This is a genomic window from Enterobacter sp. Tr-810, assembly GCF_011752765.1.
In the GTDB taxonomy this organism is placed as follows: Bacteria; Pseudomonadota; Gammaproteobacteria; order Enterobacterales; family Enterobacteriaceae; genus Enterobacter; species Enterobacter soli.
The window spans coordinates 565233-586034 of the sequence record NZ_VWWW01000002.1 but is presented as its reverse complement, the minus strand read 5'-3'; the positions used below and the strand labels follow the sequence as shown (position 1 = coordinate 586034).

At 53.0% G+C, this 20802-nt stretch carries 19 protein-coding genes; 10 read left to right on the top strand and 9 right to left on the bottom strand.

The genetic code is table 11. The features are described from left to right. Positions 1–15: 15 nt before the first annotated feature. The 6 genes from rlmKL (at position 16) to rmf (ending at position 7940) form a co-directional block, all read left to right on the top strand. Entirely contained in the window at positions 16–2124 is a 2109-nt protein-coding gene (rlmKL, locus tag F3J30_RS09400) for a bifunctional 23S rRNA (guanine(2069)-N(7))-methyltransferase RlmK/23S rRNA (guanine(2445)-N(2))-methyltransferase RlmL (protein WP_041162205.1), read from the top strand. Positions 2125–2135: 11 nt separating this feature from the next. Further along, positions 2136–4043 carry an ABC transporter ATP-binding protein gene (locus tag F3J30_RS09395; RefSeq protein ID WP_166717059.1) on the top strand — a complete coding sequence of 636 codons (1908 nt, stop codon included), beginning with the start codon at positions 2136–2138 and terminating at the stop codon, positions 4041–4043. A 13-nt stretch (positions 4044–4056) separates the two neighbouring features. Continuing rightward, the gene (gene pqiA / locus F3J30_RS09390) at positions 4057–5310 is read left to right on the top strand and encodes a membrane integrity-associated transporter subunit PqiA (protein ID WP_166717058.1); all 1254 of its coding nucleotides are present in this window, start codon (positions 4057–4059) and stop codon (positions 5308–5310) included. Between the two features lie 4 nt (positions 5311–5314). Beyond that, entirely contained in the window at positions 5315–6955 is a 1641-nt protein-coding gene (gene pqiB / locus F3J30_RS09385) for an intermembrane transport protein PqiB (protein ID WP_166717057.1), read from the top strand. Next, on the top strand, positions 6952–7518 hold the full coding sequence (gene pqiC / locus F3J30_RS09380; RefSeq protein ID WP_166717056.1) for a membrane integrity-associated transporter subunit PqiC: 567 nt from the start codon (positions 6952–6954) through the stop codon (positions 7516–7518). The genes pqiB and pqiC overlap by 4 nt, the downstream gene beginning before the upstream one ends. A 254-nt stretch (positions 7519–7772) precedes the next feature. Beyond that, positions 7773–7940 carry a ribosome modulation factor gene (gene rmf, locus F3J30_RS09375; RefSeq protein WP_014069623.1) on the top strand — a complete coding sequence of 56 codons (168 nt, stop codon included), beginning with the start codon at positions 7773–7775 and terminating at the stop codon, positions 7938–7940. Positions 7941–8012: 72 nt separating this feature from the next. Here rmf and fabA read toward each other — a convergent pair whose 3' ends face one another. Continuing rightward, positions 8013–8531: a bifunctional 3-hydroxydecanoyl-ACP dehydratase/trans-2-decenoyl-ACP isomerase gene (gene fabA / locus F3J30_RS09370; RefSeq protein ID WP_013097260.1), complete on the bottom strand. Its 519-nt coding sequence runs from the start codon at positions 8529–8531 to the stop codon at positions 8013–8015. A 68-nt stretch (positions 8532–8599) separates the two neighbouring features. Further along, complete coding sequence (locus tag F3J30_RS09365; protein WP_166717055.1) at positions 8600–10360, bottom strand: Lon protease family protein; 1761 nt, start codon at positions 10358–10360, stop codon at positions 8600–8602. 186 nt (positions 10361–10546) lie between these two features. Here F3J30_RS09365 and matP point away from each other — a divergent pair, with 186 nt between their 5' ends. After that, positions 10547–10999 carry a macrodomain Ter protein MatP gene (gene matP / locus F3J30_RS09360; protein ID WP_014069625.1) on the top strand — a complete coding sequence of 151 codons (453 nt, stop codon included), beginning with the start codon at positions 10547–10549 and terminating at the stop codon, positions 10997–10999. Between the two features lie 64 nt (positions 11000–11063). On the opposite strand, the gene ompA is transcribed toward matP, so the two are convergent. Beyond that, positions 11064–12119, bottom strand: coding sequence for a porin OmpA (gene ompA / locus F3J30_RS09355; RefSeq protein ID WP_014069626.1), 1056 nt, complete (start codon positions 12117–12119; stop codon positions 11064–11066). A 355-nt stretch (positions 12120–12474) separates the two neighbouring features. After that, positions 12475–12984, bottom strand: coding sequence for an SOS-induced cell division inhibitor SulA (gene sulA, locus F3J30_RS09350; protein WP_166717157.1), 510 nt, complete (start codon positions 12982–12984; stop codon positions 12475–12477). Positions 12985–13201: 217 nt separating this feature from the next. Here sulA and F3J30_RS09345 point away from each other — a divergent pair, with 217 nt between their 5' ends. After that, positions 13202–13828 (top strand): TfoX/Sxy family DNA transformation protein, encoded by a 627-nt coding sequence (locus F3J30_RS09345; protein WP_166717054.1) that lies wholly within the window; start codon positions 13202–13204, stop codon positions 13826–13828. Here the strand turns inward: F3J30_RS09345 and yccS are convergent. Further along, on the bottom strand, positions 13785–15947 hold the full coding sequence (gene yccS, locus F3J30_RS09340; RefSeq protein ID WP_166717053.1) for a YccS family putative transporter: 2163 nt from the start codon (positions 15945–15947) through the stop codon (positions 13785–13787). The two genes, F3J30_RS09345 and yccS, sit on opposite strands and share 44 nt — an antisense overlap. Positions 15948–15966: 19 nt before the next feature. Then, positions 15967–16413 (bottom strand): YccF domain-containing protein, encoded by a 447-nt coding sequence (locus F3J30_RS09335; protein ID WP_014069630.1) that lies wholly within the window; start codon positions 16411–16413, stop codon positions 15967–15969. Between the two features lie 123 nt (positions 16414–16536). Here F3J30_RS09335 and helD point away from each other — a divergent pair, with 123 nt between their 5' ends. Next, positions 16537–18591, top strand: a complete 2055-nt coding sequence (gene helD, locus F3J30_RS09330) for a DNA helicase IV (protein WP_166717052.1) — start codon at positions 16537–16539, stop codon at positions 18589–18591. 54 nt (positions 18592–18645) lie between these two features. Here helD and mgsA read toward each other — a convergent pair whose 3' ends face one another. Then, positions 18646–19104: a methylglyoxal synthase gene (gene mgsA, locus F3J30_RS09325; RefSeq protein WP_014069632.1), complete on the bottom strand. Its 459-nt coding sequence runs from the start codon at positions 19102–19104 to the stop codon at positions 18646–18648. Between the two features lie 81 nt (positions 19105–19185). Continuing rightward, entirely contained in the window at positions 19186–19848 is a 663-nt protein-coding gene (locus tag F3J30_RS09320; RefSeq protein WP_166717051.1) for a DUF2057 family protein, read from the bottom strand. A 172-nt stretch (positions 19849–20020) separates the two neighbouring features. Between F3J30_RS09320 and F3J30_RS09315 the strand changes: the two genes are divergently transcribed. Beyond that, a complete protein-coding gene (locus tag F3J30_RS09315; protein ID WP_014069634.1) occupies positions 20021–20434 on the top strand; it encodes a CoA-binding protein in 414 nt (137 codons plus the stop codon). Between the two features lie 33 nt (positions 20435–20467). On the opposite strand, the gene hspQ is transcribed toward F3J30_RS09315, so the two are convergent. Next, positions 20468–20785, bottom strand: a complete 318-nt coding sequence (hspQ, locus tag F3J30_RS09310; protein ID WP_014069635.1) for a heat shock protein HspQ — start codon at positions 20783–20785, stop codon at positions 20468–20470. Positions 20786–20802 lie beyond the last annotated feature (17 nt).

Below are 20802 nucleotides of genomic sequence, written 5' to 3'. Positions count from 1 at the left end.
AGTAAAAGTGACGATATGAATTCTCTGTTTGCCAGTACGGCCCGCGGGCTGGAAGAGCTGTTAAAAACTGAACTGGAAGCCCTCGGCGCACAGGAGTGCCAGGTAGTTCAGGGTGGTGTCCATTTTGAGGGCGACACACGGCTTATTTACCAGAGCCTGATGTGGAGCCGTCTGGCGTCGCGCATCATGCTGCCGATGAAAGAGTGCAAGGTCTACAGCGACCTTGACCTCTATACCGGTGTACAGATGATCGACTGGACAGAGATCTTCACCCCTGATGCGACCTTTGCGGTGCACTTCAACGGCGTGAACGATGAGATCCGCAACAGCCAGTACGGCGCGCTGCGCGTGAAAGACGCCATCGTGGACTGCTTCACGCGTAAAAATAAGGAACGCCCGAACGTCGATCGTGAAAATCCCGATCTGCGTATCAACGTGTGGCTCAATGGTGATACCGCCAGCATTTCTCTCGATCTGAGCGGGGCGGGTCTGCACCTTCGCGGCTATCGCGATCGCACCGGTATGGCACCGATCAAAGAAACGTTGGCCGCCGCTATTGTGATGCGCTCCGGCTGGCAGCCAGGCACACCGCTGCTCGACCCGATGTGTGGTTCCGGTACGCTGCTGATTGAAGCCGCGATGCTGGCAACCGACCGTGCGCCGGGGCTGCACCGCGGCCATTGGGGATTCAAAGGTTGGGCGCAGCACGATGAAGAAATCTGGAAAGAGGTGAAGGCCGAAGCCCAGACGCGTGCGCGTAAAGGCCTGGCTGACTACACTTCCCATTTCTACGGCTCGGACAGCGACGCCCGCGTCATTGAGCGTGCGCGCAGCAACGCCCGTCGCGCGGGTATCGGTGACCTGGTGACCTTTGAAGTGAAAGACGTTGCTAACCTGACCAATCCGCTGCCGAAAGGCCCGTACGGTACGGTTATCAGCAACCCGCCATACGGTGAGCGTCTTGACAGCGAACCTGCACTGATTGCGCTGCACAGCCTGCTGGGCCGCAATATGAAAGACTATTTCGGCGGCTGGAACCTGTCGCTGTTTAGCGCCTCGCCAGAACTGCTGAGCTGCCTGCAATTGCGTGCCGATCGCCAGTTTAAAGCGAAAAACGGCCCGCTGGATTGCGTGCAGAAAAACTACCATCTGGCCGAGAAAGCCGCAGACAGCAAGCCTTCTGGTGTGGCGGAAGATTACGCCAACCGTCTGCGCAAGAATCTGAAAAAATTTGAAAAATGGGCGAAGCAGGAAGGTATTGAGTGTTACCGCCTGTATGATGCCGATTTGCCAGAATACAACGTCGCAGTCGACCGTTACGGCGACTGGGTGGTGGTGCAGGAATATGCGCCACCGAAGACCATCGATGCGCAAAAAGCCCGCCAGCGTATGCTGGACGTGATTGCCGCCACCATCGGGGTGCTGGGGATTGCGCCAAACAAACTGGTACTGAAAACCCGCGAGCGTCAGAAAGGTAAAAACCAGTATCAGAAGATGGGTGAGAAGGGCGACTTCATCGAAGTGGGCGAATATAACGCGCGCCTGTGGGTTAACCTGACTGACTATCTTGATACCGGCCTGTTCCTTGACCACCGTATTGCCCGTCGTATGTTAGGGCAGATGAGCAAAGGCAAAGACTTCCTGAACCTGTTCTCCTACACCGGCAGCGCCAGCGTGCACGCAGGGCTTGGCGGTGCGCGTAGCACCACCACGGTAGATATGTCCCGTACCTATCTGGAGTGGGCGGAACGTAACCTGCGCCTGAACGGGCTAACCGGTCGCCAGCATCGTCTGATGCAGGCCGATGTGCTGGGCTGGCTGCGTGATACGGATGAACAGTTCGACCTGATCTTTATCGATCCACCGACCTTCTCCAACTCCAAGCGCATGGAGGATAGCTTTGATGTTCAACGCGATCACCTGCGCCTGATGACCGACCTGAAACGTCTGCTGCGTAAAGGCGGCACCATTATGTTCTCGAACAACAAACGCGGATTCCGCATGGATCACGACGGCCTGACCGCTCTGGGACTGAAAGCACAAGAAATCAGCCAAAAAACGCTGTCTCAGGACTTTGCCCGTAACCGTCAAATTCATAACTGCTGGCTGATCTCCGCGGTCTAAAGGAAAAATAAATGTCACTTATTAGCATGCACGGCGCCTGGCTGTCCTTCAGCGATGCGCCACTTCTCGATGATACAGAGCTGCACATCGAAGATAACGAGCGCGTTTGTCTGGTCGGCCGTAATGGCGCGGGTAAATCGACGCTGATGAAGATCCTCAACCGTGAACAGGGCCTGGATGACGGGCGTATTGTTTACGAACAGGATCTGATTGTTTCCCGTTTGCAGCAGGATCCACCGCGTAACGTGGCAGGTACTGTTTACGATTTCGTTGCGGAAGGGATTTCTGAGCAGGCTGAATATCTGAAGGGCTATCACGAAATTTCACATCTGGTGATGACCGATCCCAGTGAAAAAAATCTCAATGAGATGGCTCGCCTGCAAGAGCTGCTGGATCATCACGGCCTGTGGCAGCTTGAAAGCCGTATCACTGAAGTGCTGGATCAATTAGGTCTGGATGCTGATATGGAGCTGGCGTCACTTTCCGGTGGCTGGCTGCGTAAAGCGGCACTGGGCCGTGCGCTGGTCAGTGGCCCAAAAGTGCTGCTGCTGGACGAACCGACCAACCACCTGGATATCGAAGCAATCGACTGGCTGGAAGGGTTCCTGAAAACCTTTAACGGCACCATTATCTTCATCTCGCACGACCGTTCGTTTATCCGCAATATGGCAACCCGTATTGTCGATCTCGATCGCGGCAAGCTGGTGACTTACCCAGGCGATTACGATACCTATCTGCTGGAAAAAGAAGAAAACCTGCGCGTCGAAGAGCTGCAAAATGCCGAGTTCGATCGCAAGCTTGCGCAGGAAGAGGTCTGGATCCGTCAGGGCATCAAGGCGCGTCGTACCCGTAACGAAGGCCGCGTGCGTGCCCTGAAAGCGATGCGTAACGAGCGCAGCGCCCGTCGTGAAGTGATGGGCAGTGCGAAGATGCAGGTCGAAGAGGCCGCCCGCTCGGGTAAAATCGTCTTTGAAATGGAAGATGTTAATTACCAGGTTGACGGCAAAGTGCTGGTGAAAGACTTTTCTGCCCAGGTACAACGCGGCGACAAAATTGCCCTTATCGGCCCGAACGGTTGTGGTAAAACCACGCTGCTTAAGCTGATGCTGGGTCAGTTGCAGGCCGACAGCGGTCGCGTTCACTGCGGAACCAAGCTCGAAGTGGCTTACTTCGACCAGCACCGTGCGGAGCTGGATCCGGACAGAACGGTGATGGATAACCTGGCAGAAGGCAAGCAAGAGGTGATGGTTAACGGCAAACCACGCCACGTCCTGGGGTATTTGCAGGACTTCCTGTTCCATCCTAAACGTGCGATGACGCCAGTGCGCGCGCTGTCCGGCGGTGAGCGAAATCGCCTGCTGTTGGCGCGTTTGTTCCTGAAGCCAAGTAACCTGTTGATTCTCGATGAACCGACGAACGATCTGGATGTCGAAACGCTGGAATTACTGGAAGAGCTGATTGATGGATATCAGGGCACGGTGATGCTTGTGAGCCACGATCGTCAGTTCGTCGATAACACCGTGACCGAGTGCTGGATCTTCGAAGGTGAAGGCCGTATTGGTCAGTATGTGGGTGGTTATCACGACGCACGTGGGCAGCAAACGCAATCGCTGGCGCAAAAACAAGCAAAGTCCAAAAATGGCCCGGAACCTACTGTAACAAAAGCAGAAACAGCTAAGAAAGCATCGGCTAAACTAAGCTATAACCTGCAACGCGAGCTGGAAGGCCTGCCTAAGCGTCTTGAGGAGCTGGAAGCTGCACTTGAAGCACTGCAAATTCAGGTTGCTGATGCTTCATTCTTTACGCAGTCTCACGACTATACTCAGAAAATATTGGCTGACCTTTCCAGTGCCGAGCAGGAACTGGAAGAAGCATTTGAGCGCTGGGAGTACCTTGAGTCTCTGAAAAACGGCGCATAAACAGGGATAAAATATGTGTGACCAGCACCATGCCGACAGGCATATATTATGCTCACAATGCGATATGCTCGTTGCGCTGCCTGTGCTGGGTCACGGACATAAGGCAACTTGCCCGCGTTGCGGTGCAACGTTAACGACAGAGTGGGACGCGCCCAGGCAGCGTCCTACTGCCTATGCCCTGGCCGCGCTGTTTATGCTTGTGCTGTCTAATCTCTTCCCCTTCATTTATATGAAGGTGGGAGGGATAACCAGCCAGGTTGACCTTCTTGAAATCCCAGGTGTGATGTTCTCGGAAGATTACGCCAGCCTCGGGACCTTTTTTCTTCTGTTTGTGCAGATTGTCCCGGCCTCTTGTCTGGTCGTGATCCTGCTGCTGGTCAACCGTGTCCGGATGCCCACGCCCCTTAAAATCAAACTTGCCCGTATCCTTTTTCAACTAAAAAGCTGGGGGATGGCCGAGATTTTCCTGGCCGGTATTCTGGTGAGTTTCGTGAAGCTGATGGCCTATGGTGATGTAGGTATCGGGAGCAGCTTTATTCCCTGGTGCCTTTACTGTGTGCTGCAATTACGTGCGTTTCAGTGCGTAGACCGGCGCTGGGCGTGGGATGACATTGCCCCTGCACCTACGCTTGCGCAGACGGTAAAAGTGGGTGTGCCGGGTATTCGTCAGGGACTGCGCTCCTGCTCATGCTGTACCGCGGTGCTGCCTGCCGATCTCGACACGTGCCCGCGTTGCGAAACAAAAGGATATGCACGGCGTAAAAACAGCCTTCAGTGGACGATGGCGCTGCTGGTTACGTCGATCATGCTTTATCTGCCTGCCAATATTTTGCCCATCATGATCACCGATTTGCTCGGCGATAAAATGCCTTCCACCATTATGGCGGGGGTCGTATTGCTGTGGGGTGAGGGGTCTTATCCGGTGGCGCTGGTTATTTTTATCGCCAGTATCATGGTGCCGACGTTAAAAATGATTGCGATAGCCTGGCTCTGTTGGGATGCAAAAGGGCACGGCAGGCGTGACAGTGAGCGAATGCACTTGATTTATGAAGTTGTCGAGTTTGTCGGACGCTGGTCAATGATTGATGTGTTTGTCATCGCCGTTCTTTCCGCGTTAGTGCGGATGGGGGGGCTGATGAATATTTATCCCGCTATGGGAGCGCTGATGTTTGCGTTGGTCGTTATTATGACAATGTTTGCGGCCATGACCTTCGACCCTCGTTTATCGTGGGATCGTGAGCCCGAGTCAAGCCATGAGGAAGAGTAAGAGCATGGAAAATAAGAGTGGAGAGGCTAAAGTGCAGAAGGTCAAAAACTGGTCGCCGGTGTGGATTTTCCCCATTGTGACTGCGCTGATCGGTGCATGGATACTGTTTTACCATTACAGCCATCAGGGACCGGAAGTGACGCTCATCACCACCAATGCAGAGGGTATTGAAGGGGGAAAAACCACCATCAAGAGCCGTAGTGTTGATGTGGGTGTCGTTGAAAGTGCGACCCTGACCGATGACCTGACGCATGTAGAGATTAAAGCGCGTCTGAATTCTGGCATGGAAAAGCTGATGCACAGTGATTCCGTCTTCTGGGTCGTTAAGCCGCAGGTTGGACGTGAAGGGATCAGCGGTTTAGGCACACTCTTATCTGGTGCCTATATTGAGTTGCAGCCAGGGACAAAAGGGAACCCACCAGGAAAGTATCAATTGCTGGATTCACCTCCACTCGCGCCACCTGATGCAAAAGGGATCCGCGTCATACTCGACAGCAAAAAAGCGGGCCAGCTCACAGCCGGCGATCCGGTGCTGTTCCGTGGCTATCGCGTTGGTTCCGTTGAAACGAGTACCTTTGATCCGCAAAAAAGGACTATCAGCTATCAGTTGTTTATCAATGCGCCTAACGATCGCTTAGTCACCAGCAACGTCCGGTTCTGGAAAGACAGTGGGATCGCCGTTGATCTTACCTCAGCGGGGATGCGTGTTGAAATGGGTTCGCTGACCACCTTGTTTGGTGGGGGCGTCAGTTTTGATGTGCCGGAAGGGCTGGATCTTGGTCAGCCGGTTGCGGAGAAAACAGCTTTCCGCCTCTTTGACGACCAGAAAAGCATTCAGGATGCGCTCTATACCGACCATATCGACTTCCTGATGTTCTTTAAAGATTCGGTGCGTGGCCTCCAGCCAGGCGCGCCTGTTGAGTTCCGTGGCATTCGTATGGGAACCGTAGGTCAGGTGCCATTCTTTGTCCCAGGGCTGCGTCAGGTTCTGGATGACGATTACCGCATCCCGGTGCTGATCCGTATTGAACCTGAACGTCTGCTCAATCAGATAGGTGAGGATCAGGATATTGCGGCGCACATTAACGCGTTGATGGAGCGCGGTCTGCGTGGCTCGCTGAAAACCGGTAACCTGGTGACGGGTGCGCTGTATGTGGATATGGACTTCTATCCGAAAGCGCCTGCGATAACGGGTATCCGTGAATTTGGTGGTTACAAGATCATTCCAACCGTCAGTAGCGGCCTGGCTCAGATCCAGCAGCGCCTGATGGAAACACTGGATAAGATTAATAATCTGCCACTGAATCCAATGCTCGAAGCTGCAACAAACTCGCTCAGCGAAAGCCAGGCGACGATGCGCCGACTGCAAACCACGCTGGATAACATCAATAAGATCACCGCAAGCCAGTCCATGCAGCAGCTGCCGCAGGATATGCAGAAAACACTGCGCGAACTTAATCGCAGTATGCAGGGCTTCCAGCCGGGTTCTGCGGCTTACAACAAGATGGTGGCAGATATGCAACGTCTTGATCAGGTATTGCGTGAACTTCAGCCGGTTCTGAAAACGCTCAACGAGAAGAGCAACGCGCTGGTGTTTGAAGCAAAAGATAAAAAGGATCCTGAGCCGAAGAGGGCAAAAGAATGAATAAGTGGCTATTGATGGTTGGCGCTCTGCTTTTAACGGCGTGCAGTTCCGGTGTAGAGAACAAGAGTTACTATCAGCTGCCTGTTGCGACTCAGGCCGGCGGACAAAGCACCGCCAGCCAGGGAAACCGCCTGTTGTGGGTTGAGCAGGTTAACGTGCCTGATTATCTTGCCGGTAACGGCGTGGTCTACCAGACGAGCGATGTTAAGTATGTCATCGCGACAAACAATCTGTGGGCCAGCCCGCTGGATCAGCAGCTGAGAAACACGCTGGTGGCCAACCTCGGAAGCCAGCTTCCGGGGTGGGTTGTTGCCTCGCAACCTCTCGGTACTGACCAGGATACCCTTAACGTCACTGTGACGGGCTTCCACGGCCGTTACGACGGTACGGTAGTGATCAGCGGTGAATGGCTGCTGAACCATCAGGGCCAGCTGATTAAGCGTCCTTTCCATCTTGAAATGAAGCAGCAAAAAGATGGATACGATGAAATGGTGAAAGTCCTGGGCCAGGGTTGGGCGCAAGAGTCGGCCAGCATCGCCAGAGAGATTTCCCGGCTTCCATAAGTAAAATTCATAGTAAAAAGCCGCCATCAGTCTGGTTCTGATTGCGGCTTTTTTTTCGTTTTGACATCAGGTTGTTACTTGTGCCGGGTCACACTTTTTGTACAAATGATCTTCCGCGTAGCTCACAAATATGACACCCGTATGAATTTCGAACATTGACGCTGAGGCTTATTCGGGGTATTCGTTATCTGTGCTTGCACACTTTGCAATCACTGTTTTCTTTCCACCAGACAAAAGAATGAGGGAAACGAGGCATGAAGAGACAGAAACGAGATCGCCTGGAACGGGCTCATCAACGTGGTTATCAGGCTGGAATCGCCGGACGCTCTAAAGAAATGTGTCCTTATCAGACGATAAATCAAAGGTCACAATGGCTGGGAGGCTGGCGAGAAGCCATCGGCGACAGGGTACTTATCGCTTGATACCGTCTCTTTAAATAAAGAAACCTCCGCATTGCGGAGGTTTCGCCTTTCTGGGGTTGCTTAAATCAGCAATCAGAACGCTGAAGTGTCCTGGAACAGGCCCACTTTCAGATCGTTTGCGGTATAGATCAGACGACCATCTACCAGCACTTCGCCATCCGCCAGGCCCATAATCAGACGACGGTTAACAATGCGCTTGAAGTGAATGCGATAGGTCACTTTCTTCGCAGAAGGCAGAACCTGACCAGTGAATTTCACTTCGCCAACGCCCAGCGCGCGGCCTTTGCCTTCGCCGCCGAGCCAGCCCAGGTAGAACCCAACCAGCTGCCACATAGCATCAAGGCCCAGGCAGCCAGGCATTACCGGATCGCCAATAAAGTGGCAACCGAAGAACCACAGATCTGGGTTGATATCGAGTTCTGCTTCTACGTAACCCTTATCGAAGTTGCCGCCGGTTTCGGTCATTTTCACGACACGGTCCATCATCAGCATGTTCGGGGCCGGTAACTGTGGGCCTTTAGCGCCAAACAGTTCACCGCGACCAGAGGCAAGAAGGTCTTCTTTTGTATAGGATTCGCGTTTATCTACCATGTTCTCAGTAAGCCTTATTTTAGTGAAGCACGCAGGATAGCTAACACGTGTACGCTGAACAAGTCCGATCAGTTCGGACTAAACCAACTCAACCAGCGTAACGGCCACGGATAACGGTGACGAGCATCCTGCTGTGTCGCCTGAGCAATACGTTCCTGGATAGTTTGCATCAGGGTTGTTTGACCTTCGCCATCCCATACCAGATTTGTCAGTAAGGGTAGCGCATCCTCAATTCCTTCGATGGCCCAGAGCGTAAATTGTTCCTGTTCCACCGCGTCCAGAAGCGCCTGGCTCAGGCTCAGATGGCGTGCGTTAGGCGCCGGGATAATAACACCCTGTTTGCCATTCAAACCGCGTTGCTGGCAAATAGAGAAGAAGCCTTCGATTTTCTCATTCAGCCCGCCTACTGGCTGAGCGCGCCCAAACTGATCAACGGAACCGGTAATGGCGATGTTCTGATTAATCGGAACTTCTGCCAGGGCGCTGATTAAGGCACACAGCTCTGCCATCGAGGCGCTATCACCATCGACTTCGCTGTAGGATTGCTCAAACGTGAGTGAGGCGGAGAAGGGGATTTGCTGCTCCAGCTGCAACTCAGACATCAAAAATGCCTGCATGATCATCATGCCTTTAGCATGGATATTGCCGCCGAGCTCAGCTTTACGCTCAATGTCAGTAAATTCACCGTCGCCAATGTGCACGACGCAGCTGATACGAGAAGGTTCGCCAAATGCACGTGGATGCCCCGGGAACTCGATAACGGACAAGGCGTTGATTTGCCCAATACGCTCGCCCTCGGTTTCCACCAGGATCTGCTCCAGCAGAATTTCATCCTGCATCCGGTCAGCGAGATAACCTTCACGCCATTCACGCTGCGCAAGCATCTGGGCGAGCTGTTCACCGGAAAACGCGCCGTCACCGCTTATCACACCCACTTCACGTAGCTGTTTGCTGATCCAGAGTGGACAGAGCGGTAAGGTTTCCTGATCGCCGGTATAGCGTACTGCTTCGCGGATCAGACCAGGCCAGGCGTCAGCCGCCGGGACAGGCAATTCATAGCGCTCAGCAACCGCCATTACCCACTGACACCACTGTGCCATATCATCGGCATCGGCAATCTGGATATTGTCTTCGTACTCACTATAAACGGCCAGGCTTGCCAGCTCTGGCTCCATCTCCTGGAAGTCTGCCAGCGATTCACGGTCGCCGGTCAGCACCACGGTCAATGACAATGGCATTGACGGCACTGCGACAGGGAGAGGACGGGATTCGTCGTAGCTCACCCAGTCAAAGCGTTGCTGGTTCACAATTGTTTTCAGGCGCATCCACAGCAGCGGCTGGGAGAGCAGGGTTCTCAGGGCGATGATCAGGACACCGCCATTAGCGCGATGGACAAGCCCCGGTTGAAGCGACAGCTCACCATTAAACTGACGAAGGCAGCCAAAAAGCTGTTCCGCTTCGACCCAGTTGGCGGTGATCACTTCGCCTTTTGCGGCAAAACGATCGTCAGCCTGCTGTGCCGGTTCAAAAGTAATGTTATGACCCGCGATACGATACTGGCCGCCAAAAACAGCATCTGTTTCTGGCTGCAACTGGCGCATGGCATCACCCAGAAGCGTCAAATACTCGGCTTCTTCCGGGGCTTTGAGCAGCATGAAAGGAGATGTTGCCCACGGGCTTAACACCTGCTCCAGCGCATAATGCAAACGCGGTTGTGTATCGCTAAGTATAAATTCGTGTTCTTTTGCGAGTTCTGGCTGTGCAAAGAGCTCCTGATAGCTTTCTGTATCGGGAACAAGGTCACGCCATGCAAGTTTCGTAATGGTCAAAGTTGATGTTTTTTAGTCAGATGTAAAACCGTGGAGTATACCGTAAGCAGAAGGCTCTGCCCAAGCAGGATTGGGGATTTCCGCGGGGGAATCTCCTGTAATGATGCACAGGATATGATTTCTTTTCAGCAGATTGCCAAAAAACTGATATTCTGAACAGAGTTACGTGGTAACACTGAGATCGCAATGAAATATCAACAACTGGAAAATCTCGAAAGCGGCTGGAAATGGAAGTACCTGGTCAAAAAACATCGTGAAGGCGAGTTGATCACCTGCTACCTCGAAGCCAGCGCGGCGCAAGAAGCCGTAGATATGTTGCTGACCCTCGAAAACGAACCGGTACAGGTTAATAACTGGATAGCGAAACACATCAATCCAGCGCTGTTAAACCGGATGAAGCAAACTATTCGTGCGCGTCGCAAGCGGCATTTTAATGCCGAGCATCAGCATACCCGCAAGAAATCTATCGATCTGGAATTTATCGTCTGGCAGCGCCTGGCAGGCCTTGCACAACGGCGTGGAAAGACGTTATCGGAAACGGTAGTGCAGCTGATTGAAGATGCTGAGCACAAAGAGAAGTACGCGAACCAGATGTCGACGCTGAAAAACGATCTACAGGCGCTTCTGGGTAAAAAATAAGATTCTGTATTTCTTCAGACAATAAAAAACCCCGCATTGCGGGGTTTTTTCTTAAGACGATAACTTATGCCGCTGGCTGAGTTACGACGTCTTTGATGCCTTTAACTTCGATCTCAACGCGACGATCTGGTGCCAGGCAGTCGATCAGTGCAGCGCGAGCTTTCACGTTGTCACAGGTAGAACCGGTAACTGGGTTAGATTCGCCCATACCACGTGGAGAGATCTTGTTAGCTGGGATACCTTTAGATACCAGGTAATCAACAACAGACTGAGCACGTTTTTCAGACAGCTGCTGGTTGTAAGCGTCAGAACCGATACGGTCGGTGAAGCCCAGAACCACTACTGAACCGTCTTTAGGATCCAGGTTGCTCAGCTGGGTGTACAGCTGATCCAGTGCCTGCTGACCTTCTGGTTTCAGGGTCGCTTTGTTGAAGTTGAACAGAACGTCAGACTTCAGAGTGAAGTGTTTGGTCTGTACTTCTGGAGCTGGAGCCGGAGCTGGAGCTACGATTGGCGCAGCTTCTTCCTGCTGACCGAAACGGTAGGAAACACCTACGCTCAGCATGCCGTTGTCTGGACGAACACCAACGGTGTTGCCGTCGCCGATGTTGTTAACCCACTGGTATTCCAGACGGGTAGCGATGTCACGGGTCATAGCCCACTCAACACCACCTGCGAATACTGGAGAAACGCCAGTGTCGTGATCGCTGCCAACCTGGTTGTTGCTGGAATCAGCACGCCATACCATGCCGCCCAGACGGGTGTACACGTCCAGATCGTCAGTTACTGGGTAACCCAGTTTAGCAGTCAGCTGTACGCCCTGAGCTTTGAAAGCGCCATTTACGGTGTCGCCTTTGTATGGCATACGACCTAACCAGTCGTAACCCATTTCAAAACCAACATACGGGTTAACCTGATAGCCACCGAACGCACCTGCACCAAGCTGGCTCTCATGAGTAGGGCCATCGTTGTTCAGTTTGCTGTTGTACCAGCCGGTGTCATGGAACTGAGACCAGCCCAGTTTACCACCTGCATACCAGGTATTATCTTTCGGAGCGGCCTGCGCTACGGTAGCGAAGCCAGCCAGTGCCACTGCAATCGCGATAGCTGTCTTTTTCATTTTTTGCGCCTCGTTATCATCCAAAATTTGCCATGAAGATCTCCGACGAGAAATCACGGTTAAATCCTTCACCGGGGGGCGTGGTCAAATATAAATCTACCGATATCTTCGGCTTAGGCCGAGCACCCCTGGCGATGTAAAGTCTACAACGTAGCTAGAAACTTACAAGTGTGAACTCCGTCAGGCATATGAAAAAAAAAGTTCCGTATACCTATTATTTAACATTTTTTGTACGGAATTTATGCAGTAAAATTAACGGGAACCGCACCAGACAAGCCTTGCCGCAGATTTAGACCGTGGAACTATTTCCGCATCTTGTGGTCAAAAAAAATTCCAGGAAAAGTCTTAAATTTACTCAGTGATACAAATTTGAGTGAATTTTTAGCCCAGAAAGTTGTCCTCTGCGGTAAGAATCTGGACGAACCGGACGCATAATGAAACCTATAGCGTTACCTTCCTCGGCTGCTTCAGTCAGTCGGAAATGTTCTTCTTCTGTCAGTTCGTCTGGCAACCATCCGATCACTACGCTGTAATTTCCGGTACGTAATGCACGGATCATCGACTCGACCGTATCGCAAGGCGAGAGCTGGTTAATCTGCATAACCTTGGTCAGCGGCAATCCTGCGGACTGAACCCATTCACGGCTCAGTTTTTGTTGCGGCGTCAGCCAGAGCTGCCAGCGTGACTGCTGGCCAAGCTGCTGTAATAAAGGCAGTAATAAGAGTTGCGTCAACAGGGGCTGGTCTTCACGATAAACCACTTCACTGATAAGACCTGTCGATACGCTCCCGACGGATTTCTGCGCGACATTGCCTGCGGTAGAAGAGAGAGATGTTGAGCGATTTGCGTAGCCTGAAGTGTACATATTCATTCCAGCCCTGTAGTTACTGTATGAATATACAGTAACCCCTGTATGCATAAAGATCAACCTCATTTTCGGAAAGCGACTCGCAAATTTTGCTCATGATCGGCCCCTAAAGAAAATTCATCTTGCTCACTGGCAATAAGTTGCCTATTTTCCTGCTAACGGATCCGTTAGTAAGAAATAGCCTCTTTACAGTATGATTTTTAAGGGAAATATCATGAAAAAGATATCTTATGAACGGATTTATCAATCTCAAGAATACCTTTCGGAACTGGGTGATATTCATCACCGCGCGCTATTTGGTGGTTATACCCTGGCGGTGGATAACGCCGTTTTTGCCATGGTGTCTGATGGGGAGCTTTATCTGCGTGCCTGTGAGCAAAGCGCGACCTACTATGTGAAACACGCCTCCTCTTTCTTGACCCTTCTGAAGCGGGGTCGGCCTGTGCTGCTTAACTACTTCCGGGTTGATGACGGACTGTGGCAGGACAGGGGGACATTACTCCAGCTTTCTTCTTTTGCGCTTGAGGCCGCCAGGCGGGAGCGATATCAGCGGTATCAGCGCAACCGGCTTAAAGACCTGCCCAATCTCACCTTCCAGATTGAGGTTCTGCTTTTTGAAGTCGGGATCACTAACGAAGAAATGTTACGGGAGCTGGGGGCAAAAGTGAGCTGGCTGAAAATCAGGGCGCAAAACAAACAACTCGGGATTAAAGTGCTCTTTGCGCTTGAGGGGGCAATAGAAGGGTTGCATGAAGCGGCGCTCCCGGCGGAAATTCGCCAGGAGCTTACGGAATGGTTTAACGCGTTGCCAGAGTCTGCGGAGAATCGTTCCGCCATGTAGCAATCAGTTGTTGCAGGCGACAAATTTCCGGCAGCAGGGCGATAAGCAGGCCAACTTGCTGAAGAACCAGCGGTGCTTTGCTGTCGGTACCAGGATCAAGATGGGCAATACGCTGGGCGAGTTCATCCAGAGCCTGGCGAACACGGGGTTCATCGGCTGGTCGGTGGTGAAGTGCATCGTCGACATAGCAAACGGCATCATCCAGCAACGCCAGAATACCCGGGTTGGTTAACTTTTCGCGGTGAGCGCCCAACGTAGATATATAGCTGGTGAACGTATGGTTCAGGCACAGCAGACGAAAGGCGGTTTCGCGGATTTCCGCCGTGGCACCCGGTTCCGTTGACATGTTCGATACCACCGACGCCAGCTCCGCATCGCTGTTATGCGCATCACGGCGGGCGATGCGATAAGCCAGACGGTTATCACGACCCTGGTGATATTGCTCAAGAATGGCATCCAGGTATCGGCAGTTGGCATTCATTGCCCTGTCCAGCACGCGCGGCAGATTGCGAAAACGCCAGTCCGGCCAGATAAAACTGACCGCAGCCCAGGCAATGGCACAGCCGATAAGCGTATCAATAACGCGGGGGAGGGCGACCTCAAATCCTTCACCAAGCAGGTTAAAGCACAGCAAGACCAGTAAGGTGATAAACATCGTGGCGTGCGCATACTGCACATTACGAAATGCAAAGAACAACACGCCGGTAATCACGATAAGGACAAGCTGCCCTTCGATAGACGGGACAAAGTAAAGTACCGGAAGACCGATGGCGACACCCACCAGCGTGCCGATAATACGCAGCGCGAGCCGGTGGCGAGTGGCGTTATAGTTCGGCTGGCAAACAAACAGGCTGGTCAGCAAGATCCAGTAGCCATGATGTAACCCGGTTATCTGGATAAACGCGTAACCGACGCACAACACCAGCGACATCCGCACGGCGTGGCGGAACAGAGCCGATTCAGGCGTAAAGTTCCGGCTCAGCCGTAACCACATATCGCTAAAGCCGTGGACACTGTCATCAGCAAGCTGGTTATCTGCGTCATTATTCGGCATCGCCATGGCTTGTTCAGACTCAATGGTGGCCAGCTGAGCGTCTATCGCTCGCAGGTTATTGAGTAAGAAACCCAGGGCTTTTATCTGATCCGGAGATGTACCGCTGGCCTGCACGCGATCAAGGGCGGCATCGAGATGGCTGAACACGCGTTCAAAGCGTGGGTCATGCTGATACGGTGTGCGCAGCAAAATGGAGCGAGCCAGTTGCTGACATGCCTGGGATTGCATTGAGAGCAGCCGCTGAAAACGGAACATCACATCGCTGTAGCGGAATTTTTCCCTCAGGGCAGCATATTGCACGTGTGACGAACTGGCGCGCTCGTGAATGTCCTGGGCGGCAAAATAGTAGTGTAAGGTTCGACGCGTTCCGCGCTGACCACGATCGCCGCGTAAGCGTGTGAGAAGGCTGGCTTTTGTCTGGTTTAAGGTTGCGACCAGCTGACCGTTTGCCAGCGCCAGATCGTAAAGCGGTGCCTGGCTTTCTTCTTCTATATCCGGGTCAAATAAGCGGGATTTCAGTTCCAGATAATGCGCCAGCTGTTCATAGCTGCGGGCGAGGTTATCCTGCAAGGCACGAACCGGGAAAATGAGATGTCCGGTAAGCGTCAGCAGGTTATACCAGATAGCGCCAAGCAACAGCAGGACGGGTTGCTGATACCATTGGTCGTAGAGCGATACGCCCAGCATGGTATAGATAGCAATCAGCAACGCGCCAAACGCAATAGTGGCATAGCGCTGGCCAAGCCCGCCCAGAAGAATAAATCCGCTGGTTGAAAGCGTCAGGCCTAACGCAAATAGCCATGGCCACGGGAACAGCAGCTCAACGGATGCGGAGGCAATGAAAAAACAAATAAGGGTGATAACCAGATTACGCAGCCGCCCGGCCAGGCGATCGTCGAGGTCTGCCAGTGCTCCTGCGACCACGCCCAGGGTCAGCGGGATAGTGAGCTTAACGTCGTTTAACCACCATGGCAGCGCGACCGTCCCGCAAAGTGCGATAAAAATCCTGACGTTATACAGCCAGGTACTGTTCCATGTGTAGCGGCGAATCAATGGGCTTAGCATGAGCGCGGCCAGTCCTTAATTACTGAAAACGACGACGGGCATTGGCTTCACGCGCGGCTTGCGCCACTTCAACTGGAACAACCCTGCGCCCAACTGGCCACAGCGCGATGGCAGCGATTTTGAAATTCGCGATCCCGACAGGAATGCCAATAATCGTGATGCACTGCGCAATACCGGCGAAGATGTGCATCAGACACAGCCACCAGCCAAAGAAAATCAGCCACAGGATGTTCAGCACCGTCCCGCCGGTGTTCATCAGCACGTTTTTACTTTCCGGGTTGAGCTCGTCGACGTGTACAGCCTCGTTACCATAAGGAAAAAGCGACAGCCGGGTGATTTCCCAGCAGGAGCGCGTCAGCGGAAGGGTAAAGATGAGCACGATGCTCACCAGTGTGGCAACAAGCCAGGAAAGAGTGGTGGCAAAACCGCCAAGGACAAAATTAAGAATATTCAGAACGGTACGCATAAACCCTCAGTTCCTTTCGATATGATTAACGCTAAGTGATTGTAACGTTTTTTTAGGCTGGAGCACCTTAAAACTGGCAGTTAAACTGTCAGGTAAATTATCTCTTCGTGGATCAGGCAGGACATGGAACTGAAAGCAACTTCACTGGGCAAGCGCCTGGCTCAACATCCTTACGACAAGGTTGTCCTTCTGAATGCAGGGGTAAAAGTCTCTGGCGAACGCCACGAATATCTTATTCCGTTTAATCAGCTTTTAGCGATTCACTGCAAACGCGGGCTGGTCTGGGGCGAGCTGGAGTTTGTGTTGCCTGCCGAAAAGGTGGTACGCCTTCACGGCACGGAATGGGCGGAAACGCAACGCTTCCACCATCATCTGAATAGCCTGTGGCGCCAGTGGAGCGATGAGATGAGCACCGTTGCAGCGCAGGTGTTGCAGCAGGTTCTTGATGATATTGCGCAAAGCAATGCGCAACAAAAATGGCTTACGCGCCAGCAAACCGCCGGTTTGCAGCAAAAAATCAAAGTCGCACTTACAGCACTGCCGTTGCCGGTTTCCCGTCTGGATGAGTTTGAGAATTGCCGCGATGCCTGGCGGCAGTGTCAGGCATGGCTTACCGATATCGATAAAAGTCGCCTTGCCCATAACCAGGCATGGACGGATACCATGCTCGCGCAGTACGCCGATTTCTTCAGCAATATAGAATCCTCGCCGCTAAACCCGGCCCAGGCGCGCGCGGTAGTCAATGGCGAACACTCTCTGCTGGTGCTTGCCGGAGCAGGGAGCGGTAAAACGTCAGTGCTGGTGGCGCGAGCGGGCTGGCTCATGACCACAGGCGAAGCGGTGGCCGACCAGATTTTGCTGCTGGCGTTTGGTCGCAAAGCTGCGCAGGAGATGGATGAGCGCATCCAGGAGCGTCTGCACACACAGGATATTACCGCCAGAACCTTCCATGCCCTCGCGTTACACATTATCCAGCAGGGGAGCAAAAAAGTTCCTTCAATCAGCAAACTTGAGAACGACACCCAGGCCCGCCAGTCGCTGTTTATTAAGACCTGGCAGCAGCAGTGCAGCGAGAAAAAAGCGCAGGCAAAAGGCTGGCGTCAGTGGCTGGAAGAAGAACTTAACTGGGACGTACCGGAAGGCAGTTTCTGGCAGGATGAAAAACTGGCGCGTCGCCTGGGTTCGCGCCTCGACCGCTGGGTGAGCCTTTTACGGATGCACGGCGGCTCTCAGGCGGAAATGATTGAAAGCGCCCCGGAAGAGATCCGCGCGATCTTCACCAAACGGGTCAAGCTGATGGCTCCGCTGCTGAAAGCCTGGAAAACGGCGCTGAAAGACGAAAATGCGGTCGATTTTTCAGGGCTTATCCATCAGGCCATTATCATTCTGGAAAAAGGCCGCTTTGTGAGTCCGTGGAAACATATCCTCGTCGATGAATTCCAGGACATCTCACCCCAGCGTGCCGCGCTTCTTTCAGCGCTTCGGGCGCAAAATAAACATACATCACTGTTTGCCGTTGGCGATGACTGGCAGGCGATCTATCGTTTCAGTGGGGCACAGTTGTCACTGACGACCGCGTTCCATCACTATTTCGGTGAGGGCGATCGCAGCGACCTGGACACCACCTATCGTTTCAACTCACGCATCGGTGAAATCGCCAATCGATTCATCCAGCAAAACCCGCATCAGCTGGCCAAACCGCTTAACAGCCTGACGCCGGGGGATAAAAAAGCCGTCACCTTGCTGGCGGACGATCAGCTGGAGCCTTTGCTGGATAAACTGAGCGGCTATGCGAAACCCGAAGAGCGCATTCTGGTGCTGGCGCGCTATCACCACCTCAAACCGGCCGCGCTGGAAAAAGCCGCTACTCGCTGGCCTAAGCTCCAACTCGATTTTATGACCATCCATGCCAGTAAAGGGCAGCAGGCCGATTACGTGATTGTGGTGGGGTTAAAAGAGGGCAACGATGGTTTCCCGGCTCCGGCGCGCGAATCGGTGATGGAGCAGGCCCTGTTGCCAGTACCGGAAGATTTCCCGGATGCTGAAGAGCGTCGTCTGCTGTATGTTGCGTTAACCCGCGCCCGCCACCGCGTATGGCTGCTGTTCAATAAAGATGAACCTTCAACGTTTGTCGATATTCTGAAGAGTATTGATGTACCGGTGGCGAGGAAGCCGTAACAAGGGCAGGGTTTTGCAGGCCGGGTAAGGCGCAGTCGCCACCCGGCATAATACTTACTTCAGTCTTTCGGCAAGATAACGTTGATAATCCGGGATCAGAATATCAACAGGGGCGCTAAACTGCGGTGACTCAATAATAAAGTCTGCGGTAGACAGGTTAGTCGCAACGGGAATATTCCAGACCGTCGCAAGACGCAGCAGCGCTTTAACATCCGGGTCGTGCGGAACGGCATTCAGCGGATCCCAGAAGAAAATCAGCACATCAATTTTACCTTCCGAAATTTGCGCTCCAACCTGCTGGTCGCCGCCCATTGGGCCGCTCAGCATGGCATGAACCTCTAACCCGGTTTCACGGTGGATAAGGTTGCCGGTCGTACCCGTTGCTGAGAGGGTATGGTTTTCTAGCATCGGCTGATGGCGGCGTACCCAGTTCAGCAGCATTTGTTTGCAGTGATCGTGCGCCACCAGAGCAATGTGTTTGCGGGCAGGAAGCGTGCGTGTTGTCAGTTCCATAATCTTTTCCGTCAGGGTTAACTGGCTACAAGATGACGGGAAGCGCCTGATGCTGCAAGAGAAAGGGCAAAAAAATGTGGGTTACGACGAAGGTTGTTGTTTCGCCCATTGCAGAAAACGGGCTCGCGTATCGGGATCGGCCTGCTGGAACCAGAATTTCAGGCGTTGTTCAGTGAGCGTCTGAGACTGAGGCGGGATCACATCCAGTTCGGATACGCCCGACAAAAGCGTGCTGTCGTCCGCCATCATGGTGGCAAACTGAGGCAGTGAAGCACGTTTACCCGCTTTGTTATAGACCTCTGTATCCGCCTCATAATCAATACCTTTCGGCGTTTTGGTGAGCGCGAGAATGTCCAGTTTCACGGGGATAGGCATGGCATCGCCATCCAGCAACTCAAGACGCGGCCCAGACTCAAAAGCCTGGGCCTCTTTTTCTGTCTCCAGGCGGGGTAAGTTAAAGTTAACCTGGCTAATCCGCTGGGTGTTAAAACTGACGATCAGCGGCGGAGAGATATACATCCGCTGTTCATGATTCGCCACGCGGATCGTTTTTTCTACCCGAAACACCACCTGGTGTTGCCCGTTATCCAGTTCAATACTGTCCGCACCGCGAAGCAGCGAGCTGGAGACTTTTTTGCCGTCCAGCACCAGCAGGTCAATGTCGGTGGAGAGCCGTAGCGTTGTTGCAAAGACGCAAACCGGCATAACTAATGCAATCACAGCGGAGGCAATGCCGGTTTTCATAGGGTGCTCCTGTGGAAAATGCTATTTCTTAATAATGTATCTAAATTTTTCGAGAATCATGTTTACTAACATATAGACATATTCCGCGGTTTTGCCCTCATACATCTGTATGGGATAGATGGTTGCGATGTCCGCTTTGACGTACACTTTGAAAAAAGCCAGGAGGAAGACCATGAAAGAGAACGATATTGCTGACATTCTGACATCGACTCGAACCATTGCGCTGGTGGGGGCGAGTGATAAACCCGACCGCCCAAGCTATCGGGTGATGAAGTATCTCCTGGACCAGGGCTACCACGTTATTCCGGTATCGCCAAAAGTCGCGGGAAAATCACTGCTGGGGCAGCAGGGGTACGCCACCCTGGCCGACGTGCCGGAAAAAGTGGATATGGTGGATGTGTTCCGCAACTCAGAAGCGGCATGGGGCGTTGCTCAGGAAGCCATTGCTATCGGCGCGAAAACGCTGTGGATGCAGCTTGGCGTCATTAATGAACAGGCGGCGGTGCTGGCGCGTGAAGCTGGTCTGGCGGTGGTCATGGACAGATGTCCGGCAATCGAAATTCCCCGACTGGGGCTGGCGAAGTAATAAAAAAGCCCGATATCGGGCTTTTTTTCACGCTTAGTTGCGCAGGCGAGGGGCCTGTAACTGTTTACGAATGGTCCGGGCAAGCTCATCCATTGTGGGTTGCTCGGGATGTTCATCCTGAAGTTCGCCGCTAAGCTGCGCTTCGGCAAGATAGGTATGGACGGGTTGCCCATCATCATCTTCCATCACCACATGATACCAGGGTGCGGCGCGAAGCTCTGCGTCGACCGCCAGCTCATCTGCTGACGGCTCATCAAGGGAATACTCCGGGTCGATATCCACGACCACACCCAAATAGCCCAGTAAGGTGTGGCGGACCTGCTGGCCGATACCGAATTTGCTGGCAATCATAGTCACCTCCCGGGAAA

Coding starts and splice junctions, on each gene's coding strand:
- rlmKL (WP_041162205.1), top strand. CDS start 16: ATGAATTCTCTGTTTGCCAGTACGGCCCGCGGGCTGGAAGAGCTGTTA.
- F3J30_RS09395 (WP_166717059.1), top strand. CDS start 2,136: ATGTCACTTATTAGCATGCACGGCGCCTGGCTGTCCTTCAGCGATGCG.
- pqiA (WP_166717058.1), top strand. CDS start 4,057: ATGTGTGACCAGCACCATGCCGACAGGCATATATTATGCTCACAATGC.
- pqiB (WP_166717057.1), top strand. CDS start 5,315: ATGGAAAATAAGAGTGGAGAGGCTAAAGTGCAGAAGGTCAAAAACTGG.
- pqiC (WP_166717056.1), top strand. CDS start 6,952: ATGAATAAGTGGCTATTGATGGTTGGCGCTCTGCTTTTAACGGCGTGC.
- rmf (WP_014069623.1), top strand. CDS start 7,773: ATGAAGAGACAGAAACGAGATCGCCTGGAACGGGCTCATCAACGTGGT.
- fabA (WP_013097260.1), bottom strand. CDS start 8,531: ATGGTAGATAAACGCGAATCCTATACAAAAGAAGACCTTCTTGCCTCT.
- matP (WP_014069625.1), top strand. CDS start 10,547: ATGAAATATCAACAACTGGAAAATCTCGAAAGCGGCTGGAAATGGAAG.
- ompA (WP_014069626.1), bottom strand. CDS start 12,119: ATGAAAAAGACAGCTATCGCGATTGCAGTGGCACTGGCTGGCTTCGCT.
- sulA (WP_166717157.1), bottom strand. CDS start 12,984: ATGTACACTTCAGGCTACGCAAATCGCTCAACATCTCTCTCTTCTACC.
- F3J30_RS09345 (WP_166717054.1), top strand. CDS start 13,202: ATGAAAAAGATATCTTATGAACGGATTTATCAATCTCAAGAATACCTT.
- yccS (WP_166717053.1), bottom strand. CDS start 15,947: ATGCTAAGCCCATTGATTCGCCGCTACACATGGAACAGTACCTGGCTG.
- F3J30_RS09335 (WP_014069630.1), bottom strand. CDS start 16,413: ATGCGTACCGTTCTGAATATTCTTAATTTTGTCCTTGGCGGTTTTGCC.
- helD (WP_166717052.1), top strand. CDS start 16,537: ATGGAACTGAAAGCAACTTCACTGGGCAAGCGCCTGGCTCAACATCCT.
- mgsA (WP_014069632.1), bottom strand. CDS start 19,104: ATGGAACTGACAACACGCACGCTTCCTGCCCGCAAACACATTGCTCTG.
- F3J30_RS09320 (WP_166717051.1), bottom strand. CDS start 19,848: ATGAAAACCGGCATTGCCTCCGCTGTGATTGCATTAGTTATGCCGGTT.
- F3J30_RS09315 (WP_014069634.1), top strand. CDS start 20,021: ATGAAAGAGAACGATATTGCTGACATTCTGACATCGACTCGAACCATT.
- hspQ (WP_014069635.1), bottom strand. CDS start 20,785: ATGATTGCCAGCAAATTCGGTATCGGCCAGCAGGTCCGCCACACCTTA.